General features: G+C 64.4%; 15 protein-coding genes. 7 read left to right on the top strand and 8 right to left on the bottom strand.

The genetic code is table 11. The annotated features are described in order from the left end of the window. The first annotated feature begins 302 nt into the window (after nucleotides 1-302). Both AC3DEZ_RS02370 and trmL read left to right on the top strand, forming a co-directional pair. The gene (locus AC3DEZ_RS02370) at nucleotides 303-695 is read left to right on the top strand and encodes a hypothetical protein (protein ID WP_488386771.1); all 393 of its coding nucleotides are present in this window, start codon (nucleotides 303-305) and stop codon (nucleotides 693-695) included. 321 nt (nucleotides 696-1,016) lie between these two features. Next, nucleotides 1,017-1,493, top strand: coding sequence for a tRNA (uridine(34)/cytosine(34)/5-carboxymethylaminomethyluridine(34)-2'-O)-methyltransferase TrmL (gene trmL / locus AC3DEZ_RS02365; RefSeq protein WP_488386770.1), 477 nt, complete (start codon nucleotides 1,017-1,019; stop codon nucleotides 1,491-1,493). An 11-nt stretch (nucleotides 1,494-1,504) separates the two neighbouring features. On the opposite strand, the gene AC3DEZ_RS02360 is transcribed toward trmL, so the two are convergent. From AC3DEZ_RS02360 to AC3DEZ_RS02340, 5 genes are read right to left on the bottom strand one after another with little or no spacing between them, the layout of a single operon-like run. Beyond that, nucleotides 1,505-2,785, bottom strand: a complete 1,281-nt coding sequence (locus AC3DEZ_RS02360; RefSeq protein ID WP_488386769.1) for an NAD(P)/FAD-dependent oxidoreductase — start codon at nucleotides 2,783-2,785, stop codon at nucleotides 1,505-1,507. Further along, nucleotides 2,782-3,495 carry a M15 family metallopeptidase gene (locus AC3DEZ_RS02355; protein WP_488387040.1) on the bottom strand — a complete coding sequence of 238 codons (714 nt, stop codon included), beginning with the start codon at nucleotides 3,493-3,495 and terminating at the stop codon, nucleotides 2,782-2,784. The genes AC3DEZ_RS02360 and AC3DEZ_RS02355 overlap by 4 nt, the downstream gene beginning before the upstream one ends. Nucleotide 3,496: 1 nt before the next feature. After that, the gene (locus AC3DEZ_RS02350; RefSeq protein ID WP_488386768.1) at nucleotides 3,497-5,065 is read right to left on the bottom strand and encodes a serine hydrolase; all 1,569 of its coding nucleotides are present in this window, start codon (nucleotides 5,063-5,065) and stop codon (nucleotides 3,497-3,499) included. A gap of 56 nt (nucleotides 5,066-5,121) precedes the next feature. Continuing rightward, complete coding sequence (locus AC3DEZ_RS02345) at nucleotides 5,122-8,118, bottom strand: TonB-dependent receptor (RefSeq protein ID WP_488386767.1); 2,997 nt, start codon at nucleotides 8,116-8,118, stop codon at nucleotides 5,122-5,124. Nucleotides 8,119-8,160: 42 nt separating this feature from the next. Next, entirely contained in the window at nucleotides 8,161-9,591 is a 1,431-nt protein-coding gene (locus AC3DEZ_RS02340) for a transglutaminase-like domain-containing protein (protein WP_488386766.1), read from the bottom strand. Nucleotides 9,592-9,967: 376 nt separating this feature from the next. Here AC3DEZ_RS02340 and AC3DEZ_RS02335 point away from each other — a divergent pair, with 376 nt between their 5' ends. The 5 genes from AC3DEZ_RS02335 to AC3DEZ_RS02315 are packed head-to-tail and all read left to right on the top strand — an operon-like array spanning nucleotide 9,968 to nucleotide 15,484. Then, nucleotides 9,968-11,362 carry a C40 family peptidase gene (locus AC3DEZ_RS02335; protein ID WP_488386765.1) on the top strand — a complete coding sequence of 465 codons (1,395 nt, stop codon included), beginning with the start codon at nucleotides 9,968-9,970 and terminating at the stop codon, nucleotides 11,360-11,362. A gap of 7 nt (nucleotides 11,363-11,369) precedes the next feature. After that, complete coding sequence (locus AC3DEZ_RS02330; protein WP_447104204.1) at nucleotides 11,370-12,467, top strand: dipeptide epimerase; 1,098 nt, start codon at nucleotides 11,370-11,372, stop codon at nucleotides 12,465-12,467. 40 nt (nucleotides 12,468-12,507) lie between these two features. Continuing rightward, a complete protein-coding gene (locus tag AC3DEZ_RS02325; protein WP_488386764.1) occupies nucleotides 12,508-13,371 on the top strand; it encodes a MurR/RpiR family transcriptional regulator in 864 nt (287 codons plus the stop codon). A 20-nt stretch (nucleotides 13,372-13,391) separates the two neighbouring features. Continuing rightward, on the top strand, nucleotides 13,392-14,192 hold the full coding sequence (locus AC3DEZ_RS02320; protein ID WP_488386763.1) for a L,D-transpeptidase family protein: 801 nt from the start codon (nucleotides 13,392-13,394) through the stop codon (nucleotides 14,190-14,192). Next, entirely contained in the window at nucleotides 14,189-15,484 is a 1,296-nt protein-coding gene (locus AC3DEZ_RS02315) for an APC family permease (RefSeq protein ID WP_488386762.1), read from the top strand. Before AC3DEZ_RS02320 ends, AC3DEZ_RS02315 begins: the two co-directional genes overlap by 4 nt. A 120-nt stretch (nucleotides 15,485-15,604) precedes the next feature. On the opposite strand, the gene AC3DEZ_RS02310 is transcribed toward AC3DEZ_RS02315, so the two are convergent. The 3 genes from AC3DEZ_RS02310 to AC3DEZ_RS02300 all read right to left on the bottom strand — a co-directional run bounded on the left by AC3DEZ_RS02310 (nucleotide 15,605) and on the right by AC3DEZ_RS02300 (nucleotide 19,256). Continuing rightward, entirely contained in the window at nucleotides 15,605-16,447 is an 843-nt protein-coding gene (locus AC3DEZ_RS02310) for an acid phosphatase (protein WP_488386761.1), read from the bottom strand. Nucleotides 16,448-16,536: 89 nt separating this feature from the next. Further along, nucleotides 16,537-18,693, bottom strand: a complete 2,157-nt coding sequence (locus AC3DEZ_RS02305) for a TonB-dependent receptor (protein WP_488386760.1) — start codon at nucleotides 18,691-18,693, stop codon at nucleotides 16,537-16,539. Between the two features lie 380 nt (nucleotides 18,694-19,073). Then, nucleotides 19,074-19,256 (bottom strand): hypothetical protein, encoded by a 183-nt coding sequence (locus AC3DEZ_RS02300; RefSeq protein ID WP_488386759.1) that lies wholly within the window; start codon nucleotides 19,254-19,256, stop codon nucleotides 19,074-19,076. Between the last annotated feature and the right edge of the window lie 272 nt (nucleotides 19,257-19,528).

Below are 19,528 nucleotides of genomic sequence, written 5' to 3'. Positions count from 1 at the left end.
GGAAGGGCGTGTTGGAGGTCACATCCCGTCGCCAGACTCGTCCTGATACCCGAACAACGGACGGTTTCACCCGGACACTGGCCGGACACGGACACCAAGCACGAAACGGATTTCTTTTCAATTCAATGACTTGAGATTGGCACGGGTTCTGCATTACTACTCAAGCCAGCAAGACCGACCCAAGCAATCCTGACTGAACGCTGAATATAGGAACTGGAAACACAAGTTCCGCTTGATCTGACCGATTAGGTGTACTACATTACTACCACACCACCCAACAACATCACTACAAAGGCAAAACAATGAACACCAAGACCCTGCTTCCGCTGACCGCCGCCGCCGTATTCGCGCTGTGTGCCGGTTCCATGTTCCTGTCGGCCAAGACCTACGCCGACAACGCCACCCAGGCCCAGGCCGCCGCCCCGAACGCCGCCCGCATCGTCGACATGCCCGCCGTCACCGTGACCCCCGACGCCGACGACCTGGCGCACTACCTGACCTACAAGGACGCGAAGGTGGTCAACCTGCCGGCCGTGACCGTGAACCCCGACGCCCGCGATCTGGCGTACTACCTGGCCACCCAGACCGCCAGCATCGTCGACATGCCGACCATCACGGTGCGTCCGTCGGCGGAAGATCTGCAGCAGTTCGCCGTGCAGGCGGGTGTCCTGGCCCAGCAGCTGGCCGCGCGCTGATTACCGGATTGATCCACGCAAGCGTTCCAAGGTTTCACCCGCTTCATCGCTCCATCCTCCGGTAAAGCGCGTTCCAGCCGCTGCAGTACCCGCACTTCCGCCGCGCACCGTCCATGACGCGCGCAGGCCGCACCACCCGGGCCGTCGATTCCCGCTGAATCCGGCCGCGATTTCCGCGATCCCCCGGTCGCCCCGGCGAGGCCGCATCCGAGCGATGCGGCTTCACCCAAACCCCGGCAAGCGGATTCGACACCCCTGCATTCTTCCGGCCAGGCGCCGCCGCACATGGGAAGCGGTGGAGCAGGCCCGTAGAATCCGCGCATGACCACGCTTTCCCTCGACGTCCTGCTCTACCAGCCGGAAATCCCGCCCAACACCGGCAACGTCATCCGCCTTTGCGCCAACACCGGTGCGCATCTGCATCTGATCCGCCCATTGGGCTTCGACCTGGATGACCGCCAGCTCCGGCGCGCGGGATTGGATTACCACGAGTACGCCAACCTGCAGGTGCATGATTCTCTGGACGCCGCGCTGGCGGCAGTCGCGCCGGTCCGTCTGTTCGCATTGAGTACCCGCGGCACGATCCGCTTCGACCAGCCGCGCTATCAGCCTGGCGACGCCTTCCTGTTCGGACCGGAAACCCGGGGCCTGCCCCGGGAAGTGCTGGATGCGCTGCCCGAAGCGCATCGCCTGCGCCTGCCGATGCGTCCCGGCAACCGCAGCCTGAATCTCTCCAACACCGTCGCGGTGATGGTGTTCGAAGCCTGGCGCCAGCAGGGGTTCCCCGGCGGCGCCTGATCCTTCTTCGATCAAGTGCGCGCGTATCGACCGAAACGCGCCAGACCATAAGGCGCCAGTGGAACCGATACCGCTTCGCCCGCCATCGCCTGCGCCACCAATTCGCCGCTGATCGGCCCCTGGGTCAGCCCCAGATGGCCATGGCCGGTGGCGATGAAGATGCGTTCGTCATCGACGCGATCCAGGATCGGCAATGAATCCGGCGTGCAGGGGCGCAGCCCCGCCCAATCGGAGACGGGCTGGCCGGCCAGCGACGGGAACAGCAGGCGGGCCTGCGGCGCGAGTCCCCGGATCAACGCCGGCCGCGGCGGCCGCCCCGGCGCGCTCATCTCCTTGAACCCGGTCACCCGTACGCCCGAGCGCATCGGCGACACCACCATGTAGCGCTCCGCCCACAAGGTGGGACGCCGCACGACCCCTTCCTGGCGTGGATACATCGCGTGGTAGCCACGCGCTGCCGCCACCGGCAGGCGCAATCCGAACGGTCGCAGCAGTTCACCGCTCCAGGCGCCCGCGGCGACCACGACTTGATCGACATGCGCGTCGCCGCTCGAAGTGCGCACGCGATAGCCTTCGCCTTCGCGCTCGATCGCGTGGGCGCTGGCGATCAGCGTGTCCGCGCCACGCGCGCACAGCCAATTGAAAAGTCGCCGGCAGAATTCGCCCGGTTCCCGCACGAACAGCGAATCGCGCTGGAGGACGCCATGCCGCGCGAACGCGGCCAGGCCGGGTTCGAGCTCACGCAGTTGCGCGGCATCCAGTACATCGAAGGCCACCCCATTGCGCCGCATGTGCGCGCGCGCACCCGCCGAACGATCGAAACCGGCGTCCTCGCTGTAGACATGCAGATAGCCGGTGGGGCTGATCAGATCGATGGCGTCGATGGCGTCCGCCAGCTCCAGCCAGGCTGCGCGCGCCGCACGGTTGAGAGCATGGGTCGCATCGACGATCGGCGCCAACCGCGCCGCGCCGCCCGCACGCAGGAACCGCCACAACCAGCCCGCGTAGTGCGGCCATGCGCCGGCATCCAGCTTGAAAGGCGCCAGGGGATCGCGCAGGCCGAGCAGCGCCGGCCGGATCATGCCCGGCGCGGATTGCGGCATCAGGTTGCCCACCGACACCGCGCCCGCATTGCCATGCGATGCGTCGCCAGCGGGTCCCCGTGGATCGATCAGCAGGCAGGACAGGCCACGCCGCCGCAACTGGAACGCCGTGGACAAGCCGACGACGCCGCACCCGATCACCGCGACGTCGACGACGCGCGGGCGCCGTCCCCACGAAGCCGGACTCATTGCACCGGGATGTCGTAGGCGGTGGTGGGCGTGGGTTCCGGCTGGAGGGTGTAATGCCACCACTCGAGCGGATAGTTGCGGAAGCCGCGATGCTCCATCGCCGCCCGCAGGCGCTGGCGGTTCGTCTTCTGCTCGCCGACGATGCGTGGATCGTCGGTATTGGCCAAGGTGTCGAACCGATCGAACCCGGTACCCATGTCCAGCAGCTCGCAACGTGCGCCATCGCAGCGTTCCAGCCCCAGATCCACCGTGGCGCCGCGGCTGTGGCCCGAGGTTTCGGCGATGTAGCCGTCCAGCAGCGTCGACTTGTCCAGGTTGGGATAGAAGCGTGGCTTGGTTCGCTGATCGGCCGGATCGTGCGCCCAGCGCACGAAATCACGCACGGCCCGCACCGGCCGATAGCAATCGAACAGGCGCAGGCGATAGCCGTCCGCGGCCAGGTCGTCGGCCACCTGCCGCAATGCCTCGGCCGCCGGTCGAAGCAGATAACACTTCGGTGCCCGGTAGCCATCCACCGGGCGGCCAACGAAATTGTCGTCACCCGCGTAGCGGATCTCCAGCGTCGCCTTCGGAATGAGCGCTCCCACATCGACCAGGTCGACCTGCTCGAAACGGACCGCTTCCGAGACCTTCACGTCGCCCGCCTGCGCGGCCACCGCGCCCAGCATCATCCACGCACCCACGCACCCGTTTCTCCAGCCGCGCATCATGTCAGCCACAACCACCCACCTGCTGGAAATCGAGGTCGGCATAGTCATAGCTGAAATCCGCATCCGGATCGACATGCGACAGGGTCATGCGCGGAGGCGCTCCGTTGCTCGCCGGATGGAACCGCAGCCAGGGTTCGGCATCGACGCTGTCGTCGTCCCAGTCCACCAGCCAGCGATCATCCACCTTCATCACCCGCCCCGCCAGCATCGGCGACCGCGCGGCCTGGAAGCGAACCTCGTTCCCCTGCTTGCACAGGGACACGCCACCGAACCAGGGATCGCGATAGCGGCCGATGGCCCCGGCCAGTTCGTCACCGCTTGCGACGACGCGCGACGAGGTGTCCGGCTTGCGCTTCTGCGCGGGCACCGCCGCATCCTCGGCGGCGATGGCATCGGCATAGTGGGCCACCGACACGGCCTGCGACGGCGCGGTGTAGTGCTTGGTCAACACCTCGCCGAGCACCGAGCGCGCATCCTCGCCTTCGCCATTGATCAGGATGACGATGCCTATCTTCCTGTCCGGCAGAAGGATGACCGAGGAATACATGCCGGCCAGCGTACCGGTATGCGCGACCTTCCAGACGCCGTCGACATCGGACAGGCGCCAGCCGTAACCGTAGGCGGAGAAATGGCTGTTGTCCCATTCGCGCATCCGCGCGGAAACCGGCATCGGCATGTGCGCCGTCCACACCGCGCGCCGCTGTTCGGTGCTCAGCCAGGCAGGCTTCTGCTCCGGCGACAACCATATGCCAACCCACCTCAGCATGTCGTTGAGGCTGCAACGGATTCCGCCCGCGGCCATCGAGGTGATGTCGGGCACGATGGCATCATCCTCGCGGATGGGCATATTGCCGCCAGCTGCCCGCATGTGCGGCTGGGCGACGTTGCCGACACGCTCGCGGTTCCATTCGCCGACCTGGCAGCGACTCATCCCCAACGGCTCGAACACTTCCCGCCGCACCAGCACGTCATAAGGTGCGCCACCGGCGGCGGCGGCCACTTCTCCGGCGACCACGTACAGCAGGTTGTCGTAGGCATAGTGCGAACGGAAGCTGTGGGTGGGTTTGAGATGCTGCAGCCCGGCGATGATGTCCTTGCGGATGAAGTCGTTGGGTTCCGGCCACAGCATCAGATCCCCGGCGCCCAGGCCCAGGCCGCTGTTGTGGATCAGCAGATCCCGCACCTGCATGTTCCGCGTCACCCAGGGATCGTGCATGCGGAACTGCGGCAGGTACTTGGTGACCGGGTCGTCCCACTTCAGCTTGCCCTGGTCTACCAGCCGGGCCAGCACGGCGGCGGTCATGGCCTTGGTGTTGGAGGCGATCTTGAAGAGGGTGTTCGCGTTGATGGCCTCTGGTCGGCCGGCCTCGAGTGTGCCGGCGGTTTTCAGGTGGACGACTTTGCCGTCTTCGATCACGCCCACGGCAATGCCGGGAAGGTGGTACCGCTCGGCCGTCTGTTCGACGGCTTCGCCAAACCTGTCCGGTGACTGCGCGAGGGCGGAAAAAGAAATCCCCGCCAGCAGGAGGCAGGGAAGGAGGGGATTCACGCGCTTTCCTGTCTTTGGCATCCATGTTTCCTTACCACACAGGCACTCCGGAACGAATCCGGAGTGCCCGTGATGACTCAGAAGTTGTAGGTCACGACAAACTGCGTGTAGCGCGGTGCCTGCCAGACCGTGCCCTCACCGAAATAAGGCATCCGCGTGCCCGGCGCGCTTTCGTAGCGGGAATGCACGTTGATCTCTTTCTGGTTGTTGAGCAGGTTGTACACAGACAGACGCGCCTTCAGATCGATGCCTTCCACCGGCAGGGTCCAGACCACACTGGCGCCCAGATCCCAGATCCAGGGCATCCGGCCAAACGCACCACGCGGGCTGTACTGCAATTGCCGCGTCTGCCAATCGCCGCAATTGGCCGTGCACAACCAGCCCGAACCGCCACCGCTGAACTCGCCGGGACCACCGGCCGATCGATTGTCGTTCGGCCACACCACGCCGAAGGCGGTGATCGGACCACCCGAGCGCACCGACAGCGTCGAACCGAAGCTCCACATTTCGTTGAGCTTGTAGCTGCCCCGGAACTTGAACTGATGGCGGTAGTCATTGAACAGCACGCCGTAACGCTCGTTGACGGCCGGATGATCGTAGTACTGCACCAGATTGGTGTCCGCATAGCCGGTATCCGAATTCACCGGACCTTCCATGTTTCCTTCGGACTTCGACCACAGATAGCTTGCATTGAACGCCCACTTGTCGTCCCAGGCGCGGTCCACCTGGAACTCGACCGCCTTGTAGGTGCGCCTGGGCTTCTTGTAGCCCATGATCGCGCCGCTTCCGGATGCGCGGTAACCATCCTTCGAGGAGTCGAAGGTGACCCAGTTATTGGTGTCCGGGCACCACAGGCGGGTGGTTTCGCCGGGATTGATGATCGGCCAGTCGCCGGAATACCAGGGGCAACCTTCGACATGGTTGATGCGCGCGTCTTCGACGGCACGGGTCATCTTGCGATAGGTGGCGTTCACGCCGTACGACCAGGCTTCGTTGATCGCTTGCTGGAACCCGAGGATGAACTCATCCTGGAAGACCTGCTTGATATTGTCCGCGACGGCTGTGCGCACGTCGTCGGGCGCCGGCGCATTCCCTTCGGTATTGACCGGCCCGATCTGCGGCCCCAAGTCGGGGAACAGGTACATCTCGCCCGTAATCGGATGCGGGCGCTCTATCCAGCCGTTGAGAACGTAGTAGGTATGCTCGTCGGTCGTGCCGCCGCCGAAGTAGTCCGTCAACTTGTTGGTCAACGGGAGGTAATAGCGACCGGCGTTGCCGAACAGTTTGGTGGATCCGTCGCCCTTCATGTCCCAGCTGAAACCGAAGCGTGGGGAGATCATGTCGGAGAAATCTGCCTTGGCGAAGGTCGCGCCGGAGGCCAACTTGTTGTGGAAGGCGTCAAATCGAATACCCAGGTTCAGCAACAGATTCGGCGTGATGCTCCAGTTGTCCTCGACATAGATGGCCTTGGCTTCCGTGCTGACCGGAGCACCGGTGATGTAGCGGCGCGCGTCAATGGTCATGAGGACGCCAGCGGGGACGGTAGCGCCATTGGGCAGCAGGGCATTGGCACCCAGGCTCTGCGCCTGGTAGCTCACCCCGTCACCTGGATAAACCGTCGAGCTGACGGAATCCATGATTTCCCGATCTGCACCGAAGCGCAGCAGATGGTCGCCCAGCGCCCATTCGAAATCGAGTCGCGATGCCTCGCGCTTGTCCCAGCGGTTGGTGATGCCGCCGGTTCCGGGATAACAACCCTCACGGCCGTCCAGGTCGCCGAAGGCACTGGTATAGCTGTTGGCCAGCGTGACGATACTGCACACATCCTGCACAGACGAATCGCTTACCGCCCGCCGCTTGTTCTCGCCGTACATCGCCTTGGCGGTGAAGTTGCTGCCGAACTGCCCGGTATAGGTCACCGACCAGTTGTCGCCGCCGGTACCGCTGGTGCCGCCGTCACTACCCGCACTCCGCTGCCCACTATCCCAGTCGTACAAGTAAGTAGTGGTCGTCGAATCCGCCTTGTCGGAGAAGGCCAGTACTTCCAGCAGGTGATTGTCCGAGATCTGCCAATCCAGCTTGGCGCCCCAGAAGTCGTTGTCGCTCTTGGTGAACGCGGCTTCGTTCCTGTCGATGTCCTTCGGCCTGCTGTCGCGCATCTCGTACATGGCGAAGAAGAACAGGCGATCCCTCAGGATCGGGCCGGATGCCCATATATTGGTCTTGTACAGCGCATTGGAGTCCCGGCTGGTGAGGTTGCGCTCATCGTCGGTGCCGTCTCGATGGAAATGGTTCTCCTTGGACGCCGCCCAGCCCGCCGGCTGCAACGACACTTCGGCGCCGGCGTGGAATTCATTGCTGCCGGAACGCGTGACGCCGTTGATGACGCCACCGGTGCTTCGGCCGAACTCGGCGGAATAACCGCCGGTCTTGATCTGGAACTCCTTGTAAAAATTGAACGGAATCGTGGAGAAGCCCTGTCGCCGATATGGATCGGTGACGTTGAGGCCGTTGATGTAGACGGCGTTTTCGGCGACGGACGAACCGCCAAATGTCAGGCCACCGAAGGTCGCACCCGAAGACACCACGCCCGGCGCCAGAAGGGCAACCGATTCAACGCTCTGGTTCACCGGAAGACGGGCAATCTCATCGCGCCGGATGTTGGTCGCCGACTCCACTGAACGCACGTCCACGCGGTTGACGACACGGGAGCCCACGACCTGAAGCGCCTCCAGGTTCACCAGGCCGCCTTCGCTGCCAACGTTCACGGTGGTGGTGCCACCCAGCGATACCGCGACGGAGATGGGCGTACCCACATTCTGGCCGTCACGCTTGACCTGAAGTTGATAGTCGCCAATCGGCAATTGGCTGACGCGGTAGTTTCCGTCAGCACTGACCGTCACCGTGCGGTTCAGGCCAGTTGCCGGGTTGGTGACCGTAATCTGGTCGCCGGCACTTGCACGGCCAGCCACCGCACCGTTGACGTTCTGCGCCATCACCATCGGCGCCATCGACGCGATGCACGTGCCCAGCGCGATACACAGCGCTGCTTTCTTCAGAGTCTTGCCATTCATCCCCGCTCTCTCCTGCTAGGTGTTGAAGTGATCCCGCCCGGTTTAGTGGTCACTGCCCGCGATGGGCAGCATGGTCCATTCGAACTGGTAGTCCCATTGATCGAAATAGAGATTGCCTCCGCGCCACTCGGCCTCGCCACGCTGCGAATCCACCGTTTCCGAGCGGAAATGCTGCTTGGCCGGGACCATCGGCTGCGAAAAGTCGTTGTTGAAGCTGATGCGATAGGCGTCGAGGCCGCCGAAGTAGAAATCGCGCAGGCCCGCGTCGTCGCTCTGCAGGGCCCCGGTGGTCACGTCCACGGGTACCCAGCCATAGGGCGCCAAATACATCCAGCCCCAGTCATGCATGTTGTCGTAGCCGACCGCCTCGTCCGAGTAGGTCCAGCCCGACTGCCAGCGCGCGGGGATGCCGTTGTAGCGCAGCAGCGTCATCAGAAGCAGTGTCTGCTGGCCACAGTCGGCGTGGTCCGAGTGCAGCGCGTAGTCGCTGATGTTGGAGATGGTCGAGTACTCGCGCGCGCCGCCCCAGGGAATCCGATCCACCGCATCGAACAGCCTTTTTGCGATGCGATACGGATTCTTCTCGTCACCGACCACCTGCGCCGAGAAACGCTTGATGTCATCGGTGAACGCGATGTGCGGACCGCGCTCGGCCAGGTAGGGGGCCAGTTCCGCGGTCACCGCCACGGGGACCACCTTCTCCGGATCGAGATCGAAATGGCGCGCGTGGATGGTCAGTTCGTAGCTAATGGAAAACCTGGTCGGCTCGCCGGCACGCGCGTTCTGCTCGAGGTAGACCGTGCGCTGAGGCGTATTTTCCGGCGCGATCCGCGATTGCGCCGGTGCGCTGGCGACGAAACGGATGTCGTCCTGCTGCCCCGTGATCGCCTGCGGATAGGGAATCCACGCCCGTACGGTTTCGCCCGCCGGCACTGCGTCGGGTTTCACCACCAGCGATTGGGTGACCCGCAACCGGCGCGGCGCGACGCTGTTGGCGGCGGTGGCGCGGGCCTGCTCCAGCGCCTCGCGATGATGCGGATGCAGGCGCTCGAACGGACCTTCCGCAAACGGCTTGACCGGCGGCGCGCGGCGCGCGGCGACATCCGGATACAGGCGGAACAGGTTCGACACCGACCGGCTGAAGTAGCGCTTCTCGCCGTCGATGGTCATGCGTTCGATGCGATGGGCCTGGTCCCAGGCCGTGAACTCTTCCACCTTCAAATCCGGAATCTGCTTGCGCAGCTGCGCCAGCACGTCTGCTTCGGTGAGCCGGAAATCCAGGCGGATCCGGCGCATCCGCTCGCGTTCGTATTGCAGCGCATCACGCTGTTCATCATCCAGACCCGGCTGGGCCAGCGCCTGCGCGATGGCCTGTTCGGCCTCGGCGAAACGTCCCGCATCCACCTGGGCGACGATGGCCGACGGCGCCGGCAGCGGCAGTTCGCCGGCAGCGCTGGACGCGGCGAGGGCCATCAGGAGTAATATCGGCCATGCAGTCGCACGCACGCGCACGGAACGCCCGGCACTCCGGTGCTCCCTACGAATGGAATGGTTACGCTGGCCCCCGCTGGCGTCCACGTCGATCACTTGCCCCTCAGCCGACTGGTCACCGTTGTGTAACACGACCGGAGAACCCGGTCAATAATTTATTCTTGAATCTTTTAGAAAAAGAAGTAAATATTCCTCGGAATCGACCCGGCCGTTCGCCGTCCGCGCAACGCCGGGCCGTCGCATCCGTTCCGAGGGGAGGCTAATGAAACAAGACACCGGTGGTCCGGCCCGGCGACACGCCGCGCCCACATTCGCCTTCCGGGCCGCCCGCCCGGCCTCCGGGGCGTCACGCGGTCGCATGCGTGCCCTGTTCCTTTCCGTCCTGCTGGTCCTGCCGGCGGGCGGATTGCTGGCCCGCGAGCCGGCCCCCGCGCTGCCCGTACCCACCCATGCCGTCATCGGCGTGGAGGATCGGCATCTGGACCCGCAGTACTGGATCGACAAGCTGGCGCAGCCGGATCGCGTTGTCCTGGATCCCCGCGCGATCGCCGCACAGAACGGTCGTCTGCATGAACTGGATCGTTCGGTCCACGACATCGAAGGCCTGCCGGCGCGCTTCAGCGCCGACCAGGTGCGCGAATGGGTGGGCAAGCTGTCCAGCGCGCCCACCCGGGCGCTGTACGACGTCAAGGGACAGGCTATCGACAAGGCCACGCTCGACGGCATCGTCGACAACGCGGCGCTGGACGCGGTGCCGGCGCAGACCGACACGCGCTACGCGCTGGTGGTCAAACGCGCCGATCTGCGCACTTTTCCCACCCGGCTGCGGGTCTTCCGCGAGCCGGGCGACACCGACATCGATCGCTTCCAGGAAAGTGCGCTGTTTCCCGGTACGCCGGTGATCGTCCTGCACCAGAGCCGCGACCGGCAATGGTCGTTCGTGATCAGTCCGCTGTATGCGGCATGGATTGAAAGCGCCCATCTGGCCGAAGGACCGCGCGATCAGGTGTTCGGCTACGCGCACCGTACGCCCACCCTGATCGTCACCGGCCCCACCGTGCATACCGTGCATACGCCGGAACAACCCGGCGTGTCCGAGTTGCAGCTGGACATGGGGGTGCGCGTGCCGCTGCTGAACGACTGGCCGGCCGACAAGCCGGTGAACGGCCAGCATCCGTATACGTCCTGGGTAATCCAGTTGCCGACCCGCGATGCGGACGGCAAGTTGGAACTCGTGCCGGCGCTGCTGCCGAAGAACGCCGATGTCGGCACCGAATACCTGCCGCTCACCCAGGCCAACCTGCTCCAGCAGGGCTTCAAGTTCCTCGGCGAGCGCTACGGCTGGGGCCATTCCTACAACACCCGCGATTGCAGTGGTTTCGTGTCCGAGGTCTATCGCAGCTTCGGCGTGGAACTGCCGCGCAACACCAGCGACCAGGGCGTGAGCCCGGCATTGAACCGCATCGCCTTCACCGACAAGGATGATCGCGAAGCGCGCATGAAGTTCATCCGGGACCTGCAGGTCGGCGACCTGATCTACATCCCCGGCCACGTGATGATGGTGATCGGCAAGGAAAACGGCCAGACCTACCTGATCCACGACACCACCGGCATCACCTACAAGGACGGCCGCGGCCAGCTGGTGCGCGCCTCGCTCAACGCGGTGTCGGTGACCCCGCTGGAACCCCTGCTGGCCGGTGGCGACAGGACCTTCATCGATCGCATCTACAGCATCCAGAGAATCCGCCCCTAAGGCCCCCATGAAAATCACCGACATCCAGTTCGGCATGCTGCGCGTGCCGCTGAAAACCGCTTTCAAGACGGCCCTGCGCACGGTCGACACGGTGGAGGACATCGTGGTCATCGTGCGCACCGACACCGGCCAGGTCGGTTACGGCGAGGCACCGGCCACGGCGGTCATCACCGGCGACACCCATGGTTCGATCATCGAAGCCATCGCGCGTTTCATCAAACCGCGCCTGATCGGCCAGGAAATCGCCAACCTCAATCACATCACCCACCTCATCCAGACCGCGCTGGAGCGCAACACCAGCGCCAAGGCCGCGGTCGAAATCGCCGTCTACGATCTGTTCGGCCAGCTGTATGGCGCGCCGCTTTACAAGATCCTCGGCGGCGGCGATCCGGTAATCACCACGGACATCACCATCAGCGTCGACTACATCGACAAGATGGTGGCCGACTCCATCAATGCGGTGGAACGCGGTTTCGAGTCGCTGAAGATCAAGGTGGGCAAGGACATCGGCCTGGATATCGAACGGGTCAAGGCCATCTATTCGGCGGTGGAAGGGCGCGCGCTGCTGCGTCTGGACGCCAACCAGGGCTGGACCGCCAAGCAGGCGGTGTTCGCCATGCACAACCTGGAAGACGCCGGCGTGGTGCTGGAACTGCTGGAACAGCCGGTCAAGGCGCAGGACATCGACGGCCTGAAGTACGTGACCGATCGCGTGCACACCCCGGTGATGGCCGACGAAAGCGTGTTCGGTCCCACCGAGGTCATCGATCTGATCAAGATGCGCGCGGCCGACATCATCAACATCAAGCTGATGAAGACCGGCGGCATCTCCAACGCCGTGCGCATCGCCGACATCGCTTCGCTGTACGGAGTGGAATGCATGATCGGCTGCATGCTGGAAACCAGCATCAGCGTCGCCGCGGCGGTACACCTGGCGGTGGCCAAGTCGCAGTCGATCACCAAGGTCGATCTGGATGGGCCCTCGCTGTGCCAGTTCAATCCGGTGGAAGGCGGGGTTCTCTTCAACGAGTCGGAGATTTCCATCACCGACGCGCCCGGCCTGGGCATCCAGACCATCCACGGGCTGGAACTGATTTCGGTCTGACCCTGGAACAACCCGAAGCAGGATGGGATAAAGAGCGCATATGCCGCCCCTGGTCAAAATCCGATCCGAACGCGACCACATGTCGGCGATCGAACGCCGCATCGCCGACTTCATCCTCGAGAACGCCCACCTGCTGCGCGACTACTCTTCGCAGCAGTTGGCCAGCGCGCTGGGCATCAGCCAGTCCAGCGTGGTGAAGTTCGCGCAGAAGTTCGGCTTCAGGGGCTACCCGGACCTCAAGTTCTCCATCGGCGAGGCGGTCGCCCGCAACGGCGGCGCGCCACAGCCACGGCAGTCCGACAGCGCGGATGCCGGGGCAGCCGAAGACAATGCCTATCAGCGCCTTGAAGCCGGTCTGCGTCGCGGCAAGGCCGCTGCCGAGGAGGAAACACGGCTGCTCAATCCGCCCGCCAACATCGAACACATCGCCGACCTGATTCACGGCGCCGGCAAGGTGTTCGTCTATGGCCTGGGCGATGACGGCCTGTTCGCGCGCGAGTTCGCGATGCGCCTGTCGTTGCTGGGCGTGCTGACCGTGCATCACGCCGATCCCATCCTGATGATGGCCAATCTGTCGGCCACCCGTCCCGGCGACGTGCTGCTGGTGTTCTCCGAGTTCGGCAAGCTGCCCACGCTCTCCCAGATCAGCCGGCAGTTCCAGGACGCGGAAGGCAAGGTGGTGTCGATCACCCGGCATACCTCCAACCCGCTGCGCGCCCATGCCGATGTTTCCCTGGTGGTATCGGCGCACGACTCCGCGCCGCACGTCGAAGCGCTGCTCTATCGTTCCTCGCTGCAGTACCTGCTGGACGTGTTGTTCGTCCTGCTGTGCCACAACCACGACGACCGCCATCGGCAGTTGAACATCAATCTGGAACGGATCCAGCACCTGCTGGATTCCTGATTCCCCGCCCCGGAGCCACCATGGCCTCTGCGTTCCGCTTCGCGCTGTCGAACCTCGTGCTGGCCGCCGCCCTGGCGATCGGCCTTCCCGCCCATGCGGCGTCTTCTCCGACGGGGAAGCAGGCGGCGTCGGCCTGGCGACAGGCGCAACAATTGATCCTGGTCGTCACACCAGACTGGAATGCCAGCGGTGGCCGGATGCAGACGTTCGAGCGCGACGGCGACAGCTGGCGCGCCACGGAATCGCCGGTGCCGGTCACCGTCGGGCGCAGTGGCGCCGGCTGGGGGCGAGGCCTGCATCCGGCCCGGGCCGACGGTCCGCAGAAGCGCGAAGGCGACGGCAAGGCGCCGGCCGGTGTGTTTACCCTGGGAGAGGCCTTCGGTTATGCCGCGCAGCACGATACCGGGCTGGTCTATGCGCCGATGCGGGGATCCCACTACTGCATCGACGTGCCCGCCGCCCCGCTCTACAACCAGATCGTCGACAGCGACACCGTCGGCACCGCCGCGGTCTCGGGTTCCACCGAACCGATGCGCCGTGATCTGCATGCCGACGGCGACGCCCGCTACAAGGAAGGCTTCGTGATCCAGCACAATCCCGACAACATCAGTGGCGCCGGCAGTTGCATCTTCGCCCATCTGTGGAAGGCGCCCGGCGAGTCCACCGCCGGTTGCACCGCCATGGCGGAACCGGTGATGGATCGCCTGCTGGGCTGGCTGGATGAAGAACAGCATCCGGTGTTCGTGCTGCTGCCCGAGTCCGAATACCAACGGCTGCGCGCCGACTGGCAATTGCCCATGCTCGCGGAGGCCACCCCATGAGCGACGCACCTTCTTCTTCTTCCCCGGGTTTCGTCCGCGCGGTCAGCCGCTGGCAGATCGTCGGCCTGTCCATCAACGATGTCATCGGCAGCGGCATATACCTGCTGCCCGCCGCCACCGCGGTGCTGCTGGGCCCTGCCAGTGTGTGGGCGGTGCTGCTGGCCGGCGTGGCGGTCGCGCTGCTGGTGCTGTGCTACGCACAGGCGGCCAGCTACTTCGATCAACCGGGTGGCAGCTATCTCTACGCGCGCGAGGCATTCGGTCCGTTCGTCGGCTTCGAGATCGGCTGGATGGTCTGGCTGACACGCATCGCTTCCGCGGCGGCGCTGAGCAACGGCCTGGCGGATGCGACCGCACGGTTCTGGGCACCGGCGGCTTCCGGTGGCGGCCGCCTGGCGGTGGTGGTGGGTTCGCTGGGCCTGCTGACACTGATCAATGTCATCGGTGTGAAGTCGGCGGCGCGCACCGGCGTGGCGCTCGTCATCGGCAAGTTGCTTCCGCTGGCGCTGTTCATCGTCATCGGTGTGTTCTACCTCGACATGGATCTTCTGCGCAGCGGTGAGCTGCCGCCGTTGCGCAACCTGGGCGAGGCGGCCCTGTTGCTGCTGTTCGCCTACGCCGGCTTCGAGAACATCCCGGCCGCCGCCGGCGAGTTCAAGAATCCGCGTCGCGATGTGCCGTTCGCACTGCTCACCATGATTGCGACCGTCACCCTGATCTATGCGGCCGTGCAACTGGTGGCCCAGGGCACCCTCGTCGGCCTGGCAGCGTCGAAGACGCCGCTGGCGGACGCGGCCGCCAGCTTCTCCGGTGAGGGACTGGCGCTGATCCTGACCGTCGGTGCGACCATTTCCATCCTGGGCACGAACAGCAACACCATGTTGTTCGGTCCACGCGTGCTGTACTCGCTGGCCGAAGACGGCTTCGGACCGCGCGTGCTCGCCAGCATCCACCCGCGCTTCCACACTCCCGCCGTGGCGATCGTGACCCAGGGCGTGCTCGCACTCGCGCTCGCGCTGTCGGGTTCTTTCGTGCAACTGGCCCTGCTGTCGGTGGTCGCGCGCCTGTGCGCCTACATCGGAACCACCCTGTCCGTACTGGTATTGCAGCGTCGCTATGCCAATCATCCCGGCGGCCTGAAACTGCCGGGTGGTCCACTGATTCCACTGGCCGCGCTGATCCTGTCGCTGGGCCTGCTGGCCAGCGCCAACGTCGGCAACCTGATCGCCGCGGCTGTCGCGCTGGTGATAGGAGCGCTGCTTTACCTGACGCGGCGCAAACCGCGGCCCTGACGGCGACGTGCTGGCGGGAGGGAATGCGCCATGCCCGATGGCGGCCCTCTCGGGGCAACCCCGTGGATGCCTCCAGCCATCTCCGGGCCCGTATGGAAAGGTTTCGTCGCGGGACCCGCTTCAGCCGTCCCCATCGCCCAGCGCCCGCCGCTCGGCGGCGCAATCGCGCGCCGGCTTCGCGCCACGGTCACGCAAGGCTTCCAGTTCCTTCCGCGCGGCCGCCACGTCGCTGCGGAATTCCGCGTTCCCGTGCAGGCGCGCGACCACGCTGGCGCCCATGAAGCGCCCTTCGGTCACGTCGCTCTTCCAGTGCGCGTTACAGACCACGCGGCTCATTCCGTACGACCGTCCCCGCGCCAGCACTTCATCGGCGCGCCACGGGGCGACTTCGCCCAGGATCAACGCCCAGGTCCAGCCAATGGAGGTGTGACCGGATGGATAGGAGCCATTCTTCGCCAGCTCTTCCTGCTTCTCCGGCGTGCACAGCGCATCGTGGTTGTGCATGAAGGGCCGCGGGCGCTGGTATCTGGCTTTCGCCGCGTCGCTCACCACCGCGCCATCGGTGCGACTTCTGCGCAGCAAGGCGTACAGATTCGGGGTTTCCGATTCACTGACCGGCGCGTCCAGTGCGCATTCGAAGATGCCGGCTGCTTCCGGAAACTTGAGTATGGAATCCTGTCGCGCCTGCTCCCAGCGCGCGCTGCCTCTCAGATGACGCAGTTCGCTCGCCTCCACATCGGCGGCGAATGCGGCGGTTCCCGGCGCTGGCGGCGGCGGCAGCAATCGCGTGCTGTCCGGCATCTCGTCGGCCCGCAGGTAGCCTGCGGCCACCCCGGGCCGGATCTCGGGAATATTCACACCGGTGCGGGGCGCGCCGGAAGACTGGCATCCCGGAGCGATCACGATGAGTGACGCGGACAACGAGGCAGCGAACAGGAAATGGCGTTTTCGATAACGGAACATTCGACGAATCCTGGAATTCGGGCGACCGGTTGCACCGGCCGCCCGATGATGGCCCGCCCCGTACTGGCACGGGTTGGATCAAATGGACCCTAGAACGAGATCGTATGGGTGAGCGACACGACCCGACCACGGCCGGACATGAAATTGTCCTGCCCGCCAACCTGCGAGTAGCTGAGGACATAGAAGCGATCCGTCAGGTTTTCCACGCCCAGGGACAGCTTGCCGAAACGGCCGGTGTCGTAGTTCACCGCCATGTCGTAGAGCGTGTAGCCATGGGTCCGCTCCTGCGAGGTCTTGCCAGCGTTGACCGTCCGGGAAAACAGCTTCGTCGCGCCGATGGTCAGATCCGCGTTGGGCAGGAACGACCATGAGAACGACGCGGCCAGTTTGTCGGGATTGATGTCGGTGACACCCATTTCCCGGTCCAGCCGTCCGCCTGTGGTGGAGGCGGTCTTGCCCTGGATGCGCGAGTACACCGCATTGAGGCGGCAGCCATCGCAGGGCTGCAGGGATCCATTCAACTCGAAACCCTGGATGCGTACCGGCTGCCGCATCATGATGTAGTCGCTGGTGATGGGATCCACCGTCAGGGACACGCCCAGATCCGACCTGGACACATAGTAGGAGCCACCGAAGGCCGCCTTGTCGCCACGCCAGTTGAAGCCGAACTCGCGGTTGTCCACCACGATGGCCTGGAGATCCAGGATCCCGTCGACCGATTGTCCCGGCTGGTTGATGTTGCGCAGCGGGATGCCCACGTTGGGCAGGCTGAATCCCTTTCCGTAGGAACCGAACACCGACCATTGCTCACCCAGGCGCAGGATTGCGCCGAAGTTGGGCAGGTTGGCCTGGTAGTCGAGCTTTCCTCCCTCGACGAACACGCGGTTCCGATACCAGGTGGTGGTGTAGCTGTCCACGGAAAGCTCGCCGTCTTCGCGACGGAAACCGCCACTGAGCGTCACCGGCCCCAGATCGTAGGAAAGCTGGACATAGGGAGCCACGCTCTTGTAGAGCATGGGCGGGACCCACAACCGGCCGGTGAGGGCCAATCGCTGATCGGATTCATCCTCCACCACATCCAGGCCCGCGCGCAGTTCCAGGCCTTCGATGGTCAGCGCATCCTGGCGCGTCCACGAACCGCGTGCGCCTTTCTTCTTTGATCGGATCTCGGATTGATCCACCAGCGTGCCGAGGGGGGCGATGGCAGGATCCTGCTTGTCGGAGCCGTTTTCCGCCGGATAGCGCATCGCCTGATCCGCGCGATACACATCCAGGGTCAGCGTGCCTCCACCCAGATCCTGGTGGAGATAGGAGAGCGCTTCCTGCCGGAAGTCGTTGAACTCGGTCTTTCCGCCCAGCGGCCTGCCGCGTTCGGACGTGTTGGTGATGCCGAGCGCCCGGTTGCCATTGACGCCGAAGTAGTGCCCCTTGCCGACAACCTTGAAGCGGCTGACCGATGCCTGCAGCCGCTGGCTGCCGTCCTGGCCGAAGTTGATGCCGCCTTTCAGGAACAGGTTGTTGGACTTGGAGTCCGACAGGGTTCCGGACCCGCGCATGCCGATGCGCCGACCATTGCCGTCATACGGCATGCCGCGATCGATGCGTGCCGCGCTGATCAGCACGTCGTGACTGTCCTGCTTGTGGCCGAAGTTCACGCCGAGCTTCCAGCCTTCACTGTCGTCATGGAATTGGGTGCTGTACTTGGACACCACCTGCACGTGGGTACCCGGCTCGGGCACCTTGGAGATGTAGTTGATGATGCCGCCGGAAGCGCCGATGCCTTCGGAGGCGGATGGTCCGTTGATGACCTCGATCCGGCCGATCACCCCCATGTCGGTGAAGGTTCCCGAACGATTGCCCTCGCGCAGGGGCGAGGTCTGCGGTATCCCGTCGAACAGTCTCAGCGCCACCCGGCCACGCAGGGTTTCGCCGGAATTGCTCATCTGCTGCGAGGATTCCGCGTAGCCGGGCACGGTACGGGCCAGCACGGCGGTGGCGTCCTCGGTCAGCGCCAGGGTGTGCGCGACCTCGGCCTTGGAAACGACGGTGACCGCGCCAGGAATGCGATCGACCGCCTTCGCCGTGCGCGATCCGGTGGTGACGGTGACCGCGTCCAGCTCGACCGCGCTCTTGTCCGTGGGCTCCTGGTCCTGCATATAACTCTGTTCACTCTGTTGCGCGCGCACATGGAAGCTGATCGCACTGGCGAGCAACAGCACCGCGTAGCCGACAGGCTTTCGACTCATTCTCAATCCCCGGTTGAACATGACGTGCGCCTGGCCAGGAACAGATGCTCCCGTGAAGCCACGACGCTTTGAATGAAGCAGCGAAATCCGCATAGCCGACGTTCCTCCCAGACGTCTCCCCGACCATGCCTGGAGGCTAGCCCACAACATGCAAGGCAAGAACCGTAGGCAACTATGTTCTAACCGAATAATTTGTACGCTTGCAGACGCTCTCCGGGAATCTGCATCGAATGCACGGTCGCGCTCGGGCGCTGCCGCGCATCGTGTTTATCGATCCAATTTCAGCGGGGCATTCATCAGGCCATGCATGACGGACGCAGCTCGCCTCATCCGGATGTTGAATGCTGTCGATGATGCGCCCCGCTTTTCGATTGGCCCTATCAAGCCGCCATGGAAATCATCCGCTCGCGGATGGAACGCGGCGCAATGAAGGTCGAGCCATGCGCCACACCTTGTGGCGGCAGCCGCTTCGCGATCTGGTTCTGATTGCTCCGAGAGCGTTGGCTTCGTCCCAGGATGAAACCGCGGATTGCGACGCGCATGATCACGTACGACCACGCCATTCGATTGCGGCATCGCAGCTGGTGTCGTGGATACGGAATCCAGGAGGGACATGATGGGGAAGCATCGGTATCGATGCGGGCGGGTGCCAGCGGACACCGTTCGCCACGCATGGCTCGATGTCCACCGGTCCCCGGCATGCCATGCATGCCTGTTCCGCGCAGTGGAATCCGATGACGCATCACCGCTTCCGCGATCACGAAACACGCGTGTGGATGTGCCGAAAGTTCCTGATTTTTCGGCCAAATTTATGTACTGCTCAGTTTGATATTCA

It is taken from the genome of Pseudoxanthomonas sp. 134C1 (assembly GCF_057773065.1).
This window is presented reverse-complemented; position numbering and strand designations above follow the sequence as displayed.